The sequence below is a fragment of the Pseudomonas sp. 18-147 genome (assembly GCF_051048045.1).
GTDB classification, from domain to species: domain Bacteria; phylum Pseudomonadota; class Gammaproteobacteria; order Pseudomonadales; family Pseudomonadaceae; genus Pseudomonas; species Pseudomonas aeruginosa.
Genome location: NZ_CP182296.1, coordinates 841,753 through 855,051, shown reverse-complemented (window position 1 = coordinate 855,051; position 13,299 = coordinate 841,753). Strand labels below are relative to the sequence as shown.

General features: G+C 68.5%; 11 protein-coding genes. 3 read left to right on the top strand and 8 right to left on the bottom strand.

Going from position 1 to position 13,299, the window contains the following annotated elements:
• Positions 1–2: 2 nt before the first annotated feature.
• The 6 genes from ACM0M4_RS04015 to bfiS form a co-directional block, all read right to left on the bottom strand.
• Positions 3–746, bottom strand: coding sequence for an amino acid ABC transporter ATP-binding protein (locus ACM0M4_RS04015; protein WP_003118985.1), 744 nt, complete (start codon positions 744–746; stop codon positions 3–5).
• Positions 743–1,447: an amino acid ABC transporter permease gene (locus ACM0M4_RS04010; RefSeq protein WP_115288960.1), complete on the bottom strand. Its 705-nt coding sequence runs from the start codon at positions 1,445–1,447 to the stop codon at positions 743–745. The genes ACM0M4_RS04015 and ACM0M4_RS04010 overlap by 4 nt, the downstream gene beginning before the upstream one ends.
• Positions 1,444–2,142, bottom strand: coding sequence for an amino acid ABC transporter permease (locus tag ACM0M4_RS04005; RefSeq protein ID WP_003101388.1), 699 nt, complete (start codon positions 2,140–2,142; stop codon positions 1,444–1,446). The genes ACM0M4_RS04010 and ACM0M4_RS04005 overlap by 4 nt, the downstream gene beginning before the upstream one ends.
• Before the next feature lie 84 nt (positions 2,143–2,226).
• Positions 2,227–3,057, bottom strand: coding sequence for an ABC transporter substrate-binding protein (locus tag ACM0M4_RS04000; protein ID WP_014602473.1), 831 nt, complete (start codon positions 3,055–3,057; stop codon positions 2,227–2,229).
• Between the two features lie 155 nt (positions 3,058–3,212).
• The gene (gene bfiR, locus ACM0M4_RS03995) at positions 3,213–3,857 is read right to left on the bottom strand and encodes a two-component system response regulator BfiR (RefSeq protein WP_003114717.1); all 645 of its coding nucleotides are present in this window, start codon (positions 3,855–3,857) and stop codon (positions 3,213–3,215) included.
• Between the two features lie 2 nt (positions 3,858–3,859).
• Complete coding sequence (gene bfiS / locus ACM0M4_RS03990; protein WP_019371431.1) at positions 3,860–6,136, bottom strand: two-component system sensor histidine kinase BfiS; 2,277 nt, start codon at positions 6,134–6,136, stop codon at positions 3,860–3,862.
• 245 nt (positions 6,137–6,381) lie between these two features.
• Here bfiS and ACM0M4_RS03985 point away from each other — a divergent pair, with 245 nt between their 5' ends.
• The 3 genes from ACM0M4_RS03985 (at position 6,382) to ACM0M4_RS03975 (ending at position 10,977) form a co-directional block, all read left to right on the top strand.
• The gene (locus ACM0M4_RS03985; RefSeq protein WP_003093598.1) at positions 6,382–8,004 is read left to right on the top strand and encodes an acyl-CoA synthetase; all 1,623 of its coding nucleotides are present in this window, start codon (positions 6,382–6,384) and stop codon (positions 8,002–8,004) included.
• A gap of 117 nt (positions 8,005–8,121) precedes the next feature.
• Entirely contained in the window at positions 8,122–9,903 is a 1,782-nt protein-coding gene (locus tag ACM0M4_RS03980) for an acyl-CoA dehydrogenase C-terminal domain-containing protein (RefSeq protein WP_115288958.1), read from the top strand.
• Positions 9,904–10,110: 207 nt separating this feature from the next.
• Positions 10,111–10,977 (top strand): MBL fold metallo-hydrolase, encoded by an 867-nt coding sequence (locus tag ACM0M4_RS03975; protein WP_003093600.1) that lies wholly within the window; start codon positions 10,111–10,113, stop codon positions 10,975–10,977.
• 39 nt (positions 10,978–11,016) lie between these two features.
• Here ACM0M4_RS03975 and ACM0M4_RS03970 read toward each other — a convergent pair whose 3' ends face one another.
• The gene (locus tag ACM0M4_RS03970) at positions 11,017–12,057 is read right to left on the bottom strand and encodes a D-alanine--D-alanine ligase (RefSeq protein WP_003093601.1); all 1,041 of its coding nucleotides are present in this window, start codon (positions 12,055–12,057) and stop codon (positions 11,017–11,019) included.
• Positions 12,058–12,152: 95 nt separating this feature from the next.
• On the bottom strand, positions 12,153–13,208 hold the full coding sequence (gene nmoA / locus ACM0M4_RS03965) for a nitronate monooxygenase (protein WP_003104734.1): 1,056 nt from the start codon (positions 13,206–13,208) through the stop codon (positions 12,153–12,155).
• Positions 13,209–13,299 lie beyond the last annotated feature (91 nt).

Genomic DNA, 13,299 nt, shown 5'->3' with positions numbered 1-13,299 from the left:
CCTCACAGGGGTTGGGCGAAGGGGGTGCGGATGTCGGCGAGGAACTTCCGCGCACGCGGGTGCTGCGGGCGGTTGAAGAAATCGTCGGGGCTGGCGCGCTCCAGCACCCGGCCGGCGTCCATGAACAGCACGCGGTCGGCGACGTCGTGGGCGAAGCCCATCTCATGCGTTACCACCACCATGGTCATGCCGTCGCGGGCCAGGTCGCGCATCACCAGCAGCACCTCGCCGACCATCTCCGGGTCGAGGGCGCTGGTCGGTTCGTCGAACAGCATCAGCGGCGGCTCCATCGCCAGCGCGCGGGCGATCGCCACGCGCTGCTGCTGGCCGCCGGAAAGCCGCGCGGGGAACGCCGCCGCTTTGTCCGCCAGGCCGACCCGCTCCAGCAGCGCCAAGGCCTGGCGGCGTGCCTCCGCGGGTTTCAGGCCGCGCAAACGGAGCGGCGCCAGGGTGCAGTTGTCCAGCACGTTCAGGTGCGGGAACAGATTGAACTGCTGGAACACGAAGCCGATGTGCGAGCGGAAGCGATTGAGGTCCAGGCCGGGAGCGTGGATGTCCTGGCCATCGATCAGGATGCGCCCGCCCTGGATCGGTTCCAGGCGGTTCAGGGTACGGATCAGGGTGGATTTTCCGGAGCCCGAGGGTCCGCAGACCACCACCACCTCACCGCGGCCGACCTGTTCGTCGACATCCGCCAGGGCGTGGTAGGCGCCGTACCATTTGTTGACCTTTTCCAGCCGGATCATCGGGCCTCCTTGGGATTGCCGCGCTGCGCCTGGCGGCGTTCGAGCCAGAAGGCGAAACGCGACAGTCCGAAGCACAGGATGAAATAGGTGAGGCCGAGGATCAGGTAGACCTGGGTCGGCAGGGTGAACACCTGGGTATTGATCTGCGAGGCGATGAAGCTGACTTCGGCCAGGCCGATGATGTAGCCCAGGGAGGTCTCCTTGATCGTCGAGACGAATTGGTTGACCAACGACGGCAGCATGTTGCGCAGCGCCTGCGGGAGGATCACCAGGCGCATGCTCGCCAGGTAGCCCAGGCCGAGCGAACGCGCCGCCTCGAACTGGCCACGGTCGAGGCCCTGGATGCCGGCGCGGACGATCTCGGCCAGGTACACCGCGTCGAACAGCACAAGCGCCAGCAGCATGGTGGTGAACTGGTCGGTGCGCTGGCCGGTGAGGGTCGGCAGGAAGAAATAGGCCCAGAAGATCACCATCAGCAACGGCACCCCGCGCACCACGAAGACCAGCGCGGTGATCGGCCAGCGCAGCCAGCGCCAGGGGCTGACCCGCGCCAGGCCGAGCAGGATGCCCAGTGGCAGCGCCAGCAGCAGCGCCAGCGAGGCCAGGACCAGGGTCAGGGCCAGCCCGCCCAACGGCCCGTTGGGGTACTGGCCGACGAGGAAGTACAGCCAGTAGATATCGATCAGTTCCAGGGTGGTCATCGCCGTTCGACTCCCGGATAGCGCTGCTGGTACCAGGCGGCGGCGCCGGTGATCAGCAGCGATACGCTGAGATAGGCCGCGGTGGCGAAGGCAAAGGACTCGAAGCTGCGGAAGGTCGAACTCTCCACCTGGCCGGCCTGGTACATCAGCTCGGCGACGCCGATCACCGTGGCGATGCTGGTGTTCTTCCACAGGTTGAGGGTTTGCGAGATCAGCGGCGGTACGGTGATCCGCAAGGCCTGCGGGAGGATCACCAGGCGCATGCTCGCCAGGTAGCCGAAGCCCAGCGCGCGGGCGGCCTCCAGTTGCACCGTGGGCACCGCGCGGATGCCGCTGCGCATGTCCTCGCTCATGAACGCGGCGGTGTACAGGGTCAGCGCGACGATAGCGCTGGCGGCCTCGATGTTGCCGGCGTAGAGCCAGGCCTTGAGGTCCTCGGGTAGCCATTCCGGCGCGGCGAAGTACCAGAACAGCATGTGCGCCAGCAGCGGTACGTTGCGGATGCTCTCGACATAGGCGAAACCGAGCCATTGCAGGGCGCGGAACGGCGCCAGGCGCAGCAGCGCCACCAGCATCGCCAGCGGCACGGCGAAGACCAGGGTGACGGCGGCCAGCTTCAGCGACAGCAGCAGGCCGGCGACCAGCATCTCATGGTACTGGCCGCGCAGCAGCAGGGAGAAATCGAACTCGAACATGGGAAAGGCGCACGCTGTCCGCGAGGACTCACAGGGGACGGGCGGCGACGCGCATGGTCGCCGTCACGCAGAGACGTCAGGCGCTCACTCGGGGATCCGGTCGGAATCGATCTTGAAGTGGCGCTCGCTGAGGTTGGACTTGGTGCCCGGCCCGTACCACTTGAGGTACAGCTGCTCCGCCACGCCGCTGCGCTCCAGGCCGGCGAGGGTCGAGTCGACCAGTTGCTTGAGTTGCGGATTGCCCTTGCGGAAGGCGATGGCCAGGGCCTCGGTACTCAGGTTCTCCGGCAGGATGGCGTAGCCGCCGGCCGCCGCGCCGAGCTTGCCGAAATCGTTGACCAGTGCCGACTCGTCGTCGACGAAGGCCTGACCCTTGCCCTGCTGCAACGCCAGCAGCGCCTGCTGGCTGGTCTCGAAGGTGACCACCTGGGCGTTGGGCAACGCCTTGCGGATGTTCGGCTCCTGGGTGCCGCCCTTGACCGTCAGCACCTTCTTGCCGTCGAGGTCATGCAGCGAGGCGAAGCCGGCGTTCTTCTTCACCAAGGCCTTCTGCCCGGTGACGATGATCGAATAGGAGAAATCCACCAGCGCCTCGCGCTCCTTGTTGTGGGTCAGCGAGGCGGCGAGCAGGTCCACGTGGCCCTGCTGCAACTCCGGGATACGCGCCGCCACGGAAATCTGCTTGAACACCGGCTTGACCCCGATGGCCTTGGCGATCTCGGTACCAAGATCGACCTCGTAGCCGATGATCTGACGGGTCTTCGGGTCGATGAAGCTGTTCGGCTCGTCGGTGCCAAGGGTGCCGATGACGATCTCGCCCTTTTTGCGGATGTCGGCCAGGTCGTCGGCATGGGCAGCGCTGCCGATCAGGGTGAACACAGCCGCCAAGGCTGCGCCAAGCAGGCGAATCTTCATGATGGGTATCTCGCGGAGGAATGGGGTTCGACGTCGGGCGCCGGGTGGGCCGCAGTCTATTAATAACCAAACATCCGGTGAAATATGGTTTTCATATAACCATATGAGATATCAAACTATGCCACTTCCCGCCCCGCGCCAGGGCCCGCGCGCGCTCAGGTGCCCTCGCGCAAGCGCAGCGGGTCCACCAGCCCGGCGGCGATGGCCATGCCCACCAGCTCCGGCAGGGTCTGGGCCTGCATGCGCTTCATCACCCGCGCGCGGTAGAGGTCGACGGTCTTCACGCTGACTTCCAGTTGCTCGGCCACCTCGCGGCTGGTATAGCCGCGCACCAGCGGCAAGAGCACGTCGCGCTCGCGCGGGGTGAGGCTGTCCAGGCGTTCGTGCAACCCGGCGTCGAGATCGTGGTGCCGGCGCCGACGGGCGTGGCGATCGAGGGCCTGCTGCACGCTGTCGAGCAGCAATTGTTCGTTGTAGGGTTTCTCGATGAAATCCACCGCACCGGCCTTGAAGGCGCGCACCACGATGGGCACGTCGGCATGGCCGCTGACGAAGATCACCGGCAGGTCGATGCCGCGCGCCAGCAGTTCGTCCTGCACGTTCAGCCCGCCCATGCCGGGCATCCGCACGTCGAGCAGGACGCAGGCATGGCGGCCGCCCTCGCAGGCATCGAGGAAGTCCCGGCCCTGGGTGAAGGGCCGTGCCTTGAGGCCGACCGATTCCAGCAGCCAGACCGTCGATTCGAGCATGCCCTGGTCGTCGTCGACCACGTAGACCAGCGCTTCGTCAGGCATAGCCATCGTTACCCTCCCGTGGCGCCGGCGGCGAGCGGCAGCCGGCAGTTCATGAGCAACCCGCCATCCGCCGGCAGCTCGGCTTCGAGGGTGCCGCCGAAGCCCTCGACGATGCTGCGGCTCATCGACAGGCCCAGGCCCAGCCCTTCCGGCTTGCTGGTGTGGAACGGCGTGAAAATGTCTTCCAGCTGATCCGCCGGCACTCCTGGTCCCTGGTCGCGAACCCACAGGCAGAGCAGCCCGCCGGGCTCGACGCGGCTACCGATGACGACCCGCGACGGCGAGCCGGGATGCGCCTCGCGGTTGGCTTCGATGGCGTTGCGCAGCAGATTGAGGAACACCTGTTCGAGCAGCACGCGGTCGGCATACAGCGGCGGCGGATTGTCGGTCATCGCCTCTTCCACCGCCACTTGCCAGTGCCCGGCTTCCCACGCGCAGAGGCCGATGGCCTCGCGTGCCACCTGGTTGAGGTCGAGCGCCTGCAGGCGCCGCTGGCCCTTGCGCAGGAAGGCGCGCAGGCGCTTGATCACCTCCGCCGCGTGGCCGGCGTGCTCGCCGATCCGCGCCAGCCCCTCGGCCACCCGCCCGGCGGCCTCGGGCTGGCTGCCGAGGACGGCCAGGTAACGCTGGCTGGCGCTGGCGTAGTTCATCACCGCCGCCAGCGGCTGGTTGATCTCGTGGGCGATGCCCGAGGCCAGTTCGCCGAGAGTGACCAGCCGCGCAGTGTGCGCCAGTTCGTCCTGGTGACGGCGCTGCTGGGCCTCGCGCAGTTCGCGTTCGGTCATGTCGCGGGCCACCAGCGAGTAATAGCGCTCCTCGCCGCGGCCGCGATGGGCCAGCAACACCAGCGAGACTGGCAGCGACGGACGCCCGTCCTGCGGTTGCAGGCGCCCCTCGCGGCTCCAAACGCCGCCATCGCGCGCCTGTCGCCAACCCTCTTCGGCCAGCCGCGCCGGAGTGTCGCCGGCCAGCAGGCGTTCCAGCGCCGGCGCCTCCTGCCCGTCGGCGATGCCGAGGGCGGCACGTGCCGAAGGATTGAGGTAGGTGACGCGGCCGCCATGCTCGACGAACAGCACCAGGTCGGTGTTCGCCTCGACCACTTCGGCCAGGCGCCGGCGGTTCTCCTCCGCCTCGACCCGCCGGGTGACATCGCGGGACACGCTGACCACCTCCACCACCGCCCCGGTGTAGGTCTCGCGGATCGCCCGGCTGGCGGTCTCGAACCAGCGGTAGCGGCCGTCGCGGTGGCGGATACGGTAGGTGATGGTCAGGTAGCCGTCCTGCTCCAGCGCTTCGCGCGCGCGCAGCGCCACCTGGCCGCGGTCCTGGGGGTGGAACAACGCCTGCGCCGGACGCCCGCGCAGTTCCTCCGGCCAGTAGCCGAGCAGGGTCCAGGAAGCCGGCGAGGCGTCGAGGAAAATGCCGTCGAGGGTATGCCGGGAAATCAGGTCGGTGGTGTTCTCGGTGATCAGCCGGTACAGCCGGCTGGCCCGCGCCGCCTCGCGCTCGCCGCGCAGGCTGGCGGTTGCGTCGCGGCAGCGCGCCAGCACCCGGGCCTCGGCGCTGTCGGGAATGAACTGCCAGAGCAGGATGCGTCCGTCGCACTCCGCCTCCACCTCGCCGAGGGCCCGCGCCTGCCCCAGGCTGGCGCGCACCAGTTGCCCATGGTTGGCCGGGAGGTAAGCGCGCCAGGCCTCGCGCGGCCGCTCGCCAAGCAAGGCAAGGAAGGCCTGGTTGAATTCCACCGCCTGCGCCTCGCCGTCGAGCAGCAGCGCCGGCTGCGGGTCGGCCGCGAGGAACGGCGCAGCGCGGGTGACGCCACGGGCGGCGGCGAGCAACGGTGCGAGGAGCAGGCCGAGCCAGTCCAGCGCAGCGCTCTGCGGCGTATCGCTGGCCACCAGCAGCAGGCCTTCGTCGCCGGCCTGCAGGTCGAGGGCGAAGGCCATGCCATGCTCCACGCCGGCACGCCGCAAGCGCGCGCCGAGCCAGGAGGCGGAACGCCGCAATTCGTCCAGAGCCAGCCGGCCGTCGCGCACCAGCCGCTCGCGCAACGCCAGGTCGCTGGCCCGGTTCGGCTCGCCGGCGCCCGGCGGCAGCGCCGGCGACGGCGGCACCGGGGTATAGGTCTGCGCCTGCGGCTGCCAGGCCAGGTACCAGGCCTGGCGCGTGCCCGGATGTTCGAGCAGCAAGCGGCGCAGCGCACCGACCCGCTCGACCAGCGGCGCGCCCTCGCGCAGCAGGCGCAGGAGGCTGTTGAGGGCAGGCGAAGCGGGAAGCGGACTCATGGGCGGAAGATGATCCTGGGAACTTATATGGTATTTATACTATAAGCTTATGGTTTAACTTCCATATATTTTTCATCGTTGCTATAAATCGCCCCAACCCAAGGAGCGCTTCGCCTGGTCCTTGGAAGCTGTTCACGATCTGCCGAGCCAGAGAAACCAGCCGTTTTCGACGCAGTCTCTCCGCGCGCGGCAGATCGTGACCCTTACCCAGAACAGAGCTAACAATCAGCCACGGGGTACTCTTCATGTCGATCTTCGAACAGGGTCTCGCGCCCGCCGCCGTCAACCACATCGCCCTGACGCCGCTGAGCTTCATCGAGCGCACCGCCAGCGTCTATCCGCACTACCCCGCGGTGATCCACGGCAACATCCGCCGCGACTGGGCGCAGACCTACCAACGCTGCCGACGCCTGGCCTCGGCCCTGGCCGGGCGCGGCATCGGCCAGGGCGACACGGTGGCGGTGATGCTGCCGAACATCCCCGAGATGCTCGAGGCGCACTATGGCGTGCCGATGATCGGCGCGGTGCTGAACACCCTCAACGTACGCCTCGACGCCGAAGCCATCGCCTTCATGCTGCAACACGGCGAAGCCAAGGTGCTGATCACCGACTACGAATTCCACGAGGTGATCCATGCCGCCATCGGTATGCTCGACCACCCGCCGCTGGTGGTCGACGTCAACGACCCCGAGTATGGCGAAGGCCGCCCGGTTGGCGAACTGGACTACGAGGCGCTGCTCGCCGAGGGCGACCCGCAGTTCGCCTGGGAATGGCCCCGGGACGAGTGGCAGGCGATCTCGCTGAACTACACCTCGGGCACCACCGGCAACCCCAAGGGCGTGGTCTACCATCACCGCGGCGCCTACCTGAACGCGCTGGGCAACCAGATGACCTGGTCCATGGGCCAGCACCCGGTGTACCTCTGGACCCTGCCGATGTTCCACTGCAACGGCTGGTGCTATCCGTGGACGGTGACCGCGCTGGCCGGCGTCCACGTCTGCCTGCGGCGGGTCGATCCGCAAAAGGTCCTCACCCTGATCCGCGAGCACCAGGTCAGCCACCTGTGCGGCGCGCCCATCGTGCTCAACGCCCTGATCAACATGCCCGACTCGGCCAAGGCCGCCATCGACCACCCGGTGCATGCCATGGTCGCCGGCGCCGCGCCACCGGCCAAGGTGATCGGCGCGGTGGAAGAGATGGGCATCCGCGTCACCCATGTCTACGGCCTCACCGAGGTCTACGGCCCGGTCACGGTCTGCGCCTGGCACGGCGAGTGGGACGACCTGCCGCTGGAGCGACGCGCCGCGATCAAGTCGCGCCAGGGCGTGCGCTACCCGACCCTCGAAGGGGTGATGGTGGCCGACCCGAAGACCCTCGAGCCGGTGCCGCGCGACGGCCAGTCCATCGGCGAGATATTCATGCGCGGCAATACCGTGATGAAGGGCTACCTGAAGAATCCCAGCGCCACCGAGGAAGCCTTCGCCGGCGGCTGGTTCCATACCGGCGACCTGGCGGTCTGCCATCCGGACGGCTACATCGAGATCCGCGACCGGCTCAAGGACATCATCATCTCCGGCGGCGAAAACATCTCCACCATCGAACTGGAGGGCGTGCTCTACCGCCACCCGGCGGTGCTGGAGGCGGCGGTGGTGGCGCGGCCCGACGAAAAGTGGGGGGAAACGCCCTGTGCGTTCATTACCCTGAAGAGCGATCATCAGGGGCTCGCCGAGAGCGAGATCGTCGCGTTCTGTCGCGAACACCTGGCCGCGTTCAAGATTCCGCGTACCGTGGTGTTCTCGGAACTGCCGAAGACCTCCACCGGCAAGATCCAGAAATACGTGCTGCGCGAGTGGGCCGCCGCCCTCTGAGCGCCGCCAGCCGAATTGCCCGTGCAGCGGCCGTGCCACGGCGGCCGTAGGCAGGATGCGCACGGGCAACCCTGTACCTGCGGCCGTCCCGCCGGCCGTTCACCGACGAGGTGTGCAATGCCTGAATACAACGCCCCGCTGCGCGACATGCGCTTCCTGCTCAACGACGTGTTCGACGCCCCCGCCCTGTGGCAGCGCCTGCCGCGACTGGCCGAGCGGATCGACGCCGACACCGCCGACGCCATCCTCGAGGAAGCGGCCAAGGTCACCGGCGGCCTGCTCGCGCCGCTCAACCGCAGTGGCGACGAAGAAGGCGCGCAGTGGCAGGACGGCGCCGTGCGCACCCCGGCCGGCTTCCGCGAGGCCTACGCGACCTACGCCGAGGGCGGCTGGGTCGGCCTCACCGGCAATCCGGCCCATGGCGGCATGGGCATGCCGAAGATGCTGGCAGTGCAGTTCGAGGAGATGATGTACGCGGCCAACGCCAGCTTCAGCCTCTACTCGACCCTTTCCGCCGGCGCCTGCCTGGCCCTCGATGCGCACGGCAGCGAGGAGCTGAAGAACAGGTACCTGCCGAACATGTACGCCGGCACCTGGGCCGGCTCCATGTGCCTGACCGAACCGCACGCCGGCACCGACCTGGGCATCATCCGCACCAAGGCCGAGCCGCAGGCCGACGGTTCATACAGGATCAGCGGGACGAAGATCTTCATCACCGGCGGCGAGCAGGACCTCACCGAGAACATCATCCACCTGGTGCTGGCCAAGCTGCCCGACGCGCCGGCCGGTTCGCGCGGCATCTCGCTGTTCCTGGTGTCGAAGTTCCTGGTCGGCGACGACGGCGCGCTCGGCGCACGCAACGCGGTGCACTGCGGCTCCATCGAGCACAAGATGGGGATCAAGGCCTCGGCCACCTGCGTGATGAACTTCGACGGCGCCAGTGGCTGGCTGGTCGGCGAAGTCAACAAGGGCCTGGCGGCGATGTTCACCATGATGAACTACGAGCGCCTGTCCATCGGCATCCAGGGCATCGGCTGCGCCGAGATGTCCTACCAGAGCGCCGTCGCCTACGCCCGCGAGCGCCTGCAAAGCCGCGCGCCGACCGGCCCGGTGGCCAGGGACAAGGCCGCCGACCCGATCATCGTGCACCCCGACGTGCGCCGCATGCTGCTCACCATGAAGGCGCTGACCGAGGGCGGCCGCGCCTTTTCCACCTATGTCGGGCAGCAGCTCGACCTGGCCAAGTACGCCGAGGACCAGGAAGAACGCAGCCAGGCCGAAGCCCTGGTGGCCCTGTTGACCCCGGTGGCCAAGGCCTTCTTCACCGATACCGGCCTGGAGAGCTGCGTGCTCGGCCAGCAGGTGTTCGGCGGCCACGGCTACATCCGCGAATGGGGTCAGGAGCAACTGGTGCGCGACGTACGCATCGCGCAGATCTACGAAGGCACCAACGGCATCCAGGCGCTCGACCTGATGGGCCGCAAGGTGGTCGCCAACGGCGGGCTGTTCCTCTCCATCTTCAGCCGCGAGGTGCGAGCCTTCGCCGCCGGCGCCAACGCCGAACTGGCGGAGTTCGTCACCCCGCTGCTGACCGCCCTGGACCTGCTGGACAACCTCACCCAGGGCATCGTCGCCCGCGCCGGCAACGACCCGCGCGAGATCGGCGCAGCCTCGGTGGAATACCTGCATCTGTTCGGCTATACCGCCTACGCCTACCTCTGGGCGCGCATGGCCGCCGCCGCGTTGCGCCAGCGCGAGGTCGACCCGTCGTTCCACGACGGCAAGCTGGCCACCGCGCGCTTCTACTTCGCCCGCATCCTGCCCCGCGTGCACTCCCTCGCCGCCGCCGTCGAAGCCGGCAGCGAAAGCCTGTACGGCCTGGAGGCGGAACAGTTCTGAAGCTTCCGTCGAGCATTGTCGCGCGGCCCGTGGGCCACGTGTTTTTTCCGGGACAGCATGCAACGCGCTGTCCGCCGACAGCCCGCGATAACGGCGGATAACCGCGAAGCGGTTATTCGCCCTACGACGCCCGGGAAGCCGGCCAGGCATTCTTGAAAAACGACGCAACCGCCGGTTATTCGCTAGACCAGGAACAAGGACATATCCATGCGAACCCTCACCACCCTCCTCGGCAACAGCCAGAAACTCGACGGCGGCGCCATGTTCGGCAATGCCCCGCGCGCGCTCTGGTCACGCTGGATGCAGCCCGATGCGGAGAACCGCATCGACCTCGGCTGCCGTGCCCTGCTGGTGCGCGACGGCGAGCGCAACGTACTGGTGGAGACCGGCATCGGCGCGTTCTTCCCGCCCGCCCTGCGCCAGCGCTACGGCGTCCAGGAAGAGCGCCACGTACTGCTCGACAGCCTCGCCGCGGTCGGCCTGGACGACGCCGACATCGACGTGGTGCTGCTCACCCACCTGCACTTCGACCACGCCGGCGGCCTGCTCGCCGCCTGGGAAGAAGGCCAGCCGGCGCGCCTGCTGTTCCCCAACGCGCATTTCGTCAGCGGCCGCCGCCACTGGCAGCGCGCGCGCCAGCCGCACCCGCGCGACCGAGCCTCGTTCGTGCCGGAACTGCTCGACCTGCTGCAGGCCAGCGGACGCCTGGAGCTGCTCGACGACGGCGAGCGCTCGGCGCATCTGGGCGAGGGCTGGCGTTTCCATTTCAGCGAAGGCCATACCCCGGGCCAGATGCTCCCGGAGATCGCCATGCCCGACGGCCCGGTGGTATTCAGCGGCGACCTGATCCCCGGCGCACCCTGGGTACACCTACCGCTGACCATGGGCTACGACCGCTTCCCGGAAGGCCTGATCGAGGAAAAGGAACGCCTGCTGGACAGCCTCATCGCCCGCAACGGCCGACTGGTCTTCACCCATGATCCGTGCGTCGCCATGGGCCGGGTGCGACGCGACGAACAGGAGCGCTACAGCCTCTACGACACCCTCGAGCGGGTCGAGAACCTCGAGGCCTGAGCGAAAGGCGCGGCCCGCCCCGGTGGCGGGCCGCGGGAATCAGGAACGCGCCTTGCGCGCGCCCTTGCAGCGCTCGATTCCGAGCCGGCAGATCCGCTCGCAGAGTTCGGCGAAACCGATCCCGGCCGCCGCCGCGGCCTGCGGCAGCAGGCTGGTGGCGGTCATGCCCGGCAGGGTATTGACCTCCAGGCACCAGAGCCGGCCCTGTTCGTCGAGGCGGAAGTCGGTGCGGCTGTAGCCGCTCAGCTTCAGCGCCCGGTGTACCTTCAGCGCCAGACGCTGGGCCTCGGCGGCGATCGCCGGCGGCAGGTCGGCGGGAAACACCTCGCGCACCGCGCCGGCCTGGTACTTGTGCTCGTAGTCGAAGACCTCCTGGCCGCCGAGGAGAATCTCGCCCACCGGCAGCGCCTGGTCGTCGAGCACCCCGACGGTGACCTCGCGGCCGGCGACGAAGCGCTCCAGCATCACCTCGTCGCCATAGCGCCCGGCCAGCTCGATGGCCGGCTGCAATTCGGCCTGGGAATGCACGATGGACAGCCCCACGGTGGAGCCCTGGCTGTTCGGCTTGACCACCAGGGGGAAGCCCAGTTGCTCGCGCACCGCCTCTTCCGAGGCCGGCGCCATCAGCCAACTGGCGGTCTCCACCCCGGCGGCGAGGAACAGGCGCTTGGCCACGTCCTTGTCCATCGCCATGGCGCTGGCCAGGTGGCCGCTGCCGGTATAGGCGAAACCACCGGCATCCAGCAACGCCTGCAGGGTGCCGTCCTCGCCGGTGCCGCCGTGCAGGGCGAGGAAGAACACGTCGACCCCAGCCAGTTCGCCGGCGCTCAGCAGGCTCTGCTTGCCGCTGCGGATGATCGCCAGCGAGTCGGAGTCCGGCGGGACCTCCTTGACCTTGCTCGCCAGCAGGCGGCGCTCTTCCTCCGCGCCGAGCAGGCCGCTGGCGGTATCCACCGCCAGCACCTGGTGGCCGGCGCTGCGCAACGCCTGGATCACCTGCGCGCCGCTGGCGATGGAGACGTCCCGTTCCTCACTGCTGCCGCCGAAGAGAACGGCGACCTTCAACTTGTCCTGTCCCATGTTCCACCTGTCGTTCCAGTGCTGGAGGCAGAAAAGCACAACACAGGGGTAACTGAACAGAGACAGTCATCGTCGCGCGCAGCGAACGGCCTCCCTCAGCCGCGCAGTTCCTCGACCAGCGTGCGCAGCAGTTCGGCGGCCGGCAGCTCCCGCGCCAGCGCCGCGCCCTGGCCGGCCCACTGGGCGGCGAAATCATGGTTGCCGCGAGCCAGAGCGGCGGTCTGCAACGCTTTGGTCGCGTCGTAGACGAACGGATAGTCCGGCAAGGGCGGCACTCCAGGCGCGGCGGCATCGAAGAACATCCGGTTGGGCAGGCCGCGGGCGCTGCGCCCGGACATGGTCACGGTCAGCGCGGTGCGCGCCGCGCGCGGCCCCTTCAGCGCCTCGCGGTAGGCGGCGTTGGCCGAGGACTCCGGACAGAGGACGAAGGCGGTGCCCATCTGCACGGCGCTCGCGCCCAGCTCCAGGGCGGCGCGGATGCCCCGTCCGTCCATGATCCCGCCGGCAGCCACCACCGGTAGCGAACCGCGCGCCGCCAGCAGGCGGACCAGCGCCAGGGTGCCGATGGCGGCGTCGCCGCGCTCCGGCTCGAACACCCCGCGATGGCCACCGGCCTCGATGCCCTGGGCGACCACCGCATCGGCGCCGGCGGCCTCCACCAGGGCTGCTTCCTCCGGCGTGGTGGCACAGACCAGTACGCGGATGCCCGCCGCCTGCAACGCGCGAACCTGGTCGCGGGGCGGCGCGCCGAAATGGAAGCTGACCGCCGCCGGCCGCTCTTCCAGCAGCATCGGCAGCAGGGTCGGGTCTTCGAGGAAACTCAGGTAGATGTTGTTCAGGCGCGCCGGCGGCTCGGCGCCGAACTCGGCGAACAGCGGCTTCAGGTAGTCCAGCCAGGCGCGCTCGCGGGCCGGGTCGGCCTGCCCCGGGCGGTGGCAGAACAGGTTGACGTTGAACGGCTTGTCGGTCAGCCCGCGCACCTCGCGGATCAGCGCCCGGCCCTTCTCGGCGGCGCTACCGGTGATGGCGATCGAACCGAGCCCGCCGGCGTTGGATACGGCGGCGGCCAGCGCCGGCGTGGAGACGCCGAGCATGGGTGCCTGGATGATCGGCTGCTGGATGCCGAGCAGGCGCGTGAAGCGGTCAGTCATGGCGATTCCCTCTCCCGGTCGGACGACACCGCGTCGGCCGACGCTTGACCAATATATCTTCATAAAAGAATATTTTTAACAATTCATTCTC

Bases quoted from the DNA above. Each gene is read 5' to 3' on its own strand.
- ACM0M4_RS04015 (WP_003118985.1), bottom strand. From the start codon at position 746: ATGATCCGGCTGGAAAAGGTCAACAAATGGTACGGCGCCTACCACGCC.
- ACM0M4_RS04010 (WP_115288960.1), bottom strand. From the start codon at position 1,447: ATGACCACCCTGGAACTGATCGATATCTACTGGCTGTACTTCCTCGTC.
- ACM0M4_RS04005 (WP_003101388.1), bottom strand. From the start codon at position 2,142: ATGTTCGAGTTCGATTTCTCCCTGCTGCTGCGCGGCCAGTACCATGAG.
- ACM0M4_RS04000 (WP_014602473.1), bottom strand. From the start codon at position 3,057: ATGAAGATTCGCCTGCTTGGCGCAGCCTTGGCGGCTGTGTTCACCCTG.
- bfiR (WP_003114717.1), bottom strand. From the start codon at position 3,857: ATGGCTATGCCTGACGAAGCGCTGGTCTACGTGGTCGACGACGACCAG.
- bfiS (WP_019371431.1), bottom strand. From the start codon at position 6,136: ATGAGTCCGCTTCCCGCTTCGCCTGCCCTCAACAGCCTCCTGCGCCTG.
- ACM0M4_RS03985 (WP_003093598.1), top strand. From the start codon at position 6,382: ATGTCGATCTTCGAACAGGGTCTCGCGCCCGCCGCCGTCAACCACATC.
- ACM0M4_RS03980 (WP_115288958.1), top strand. From the start codon at position 8,122: ATGCCTGAATACAACGCCCCGCTGCGCGACATGCGCTTCCTGCTCAAC.
- ACM0M4_RS03975 (WP_003093600.1), top strand. From the start codon at position 10,111: ATGCGAACCCTCACCACCCTCCTCGGCAACAGCCAGAAACTCGACGGC.
- ACM0M4_RS03970 (WP_003093601.1), bottom strand. From the start codon at position 12,057: ATGGGACAGGACAAGTTGAAGGTCGCCGTTCTCTTCGGCGGCAGCAGT.
- nmoA (WP_003104734.1), bottom strand. From the start codon at position 13,208: ATGACTGACCGCTTCACGCGCCTGCTCGGCATCCAGCAGCCGATCATC.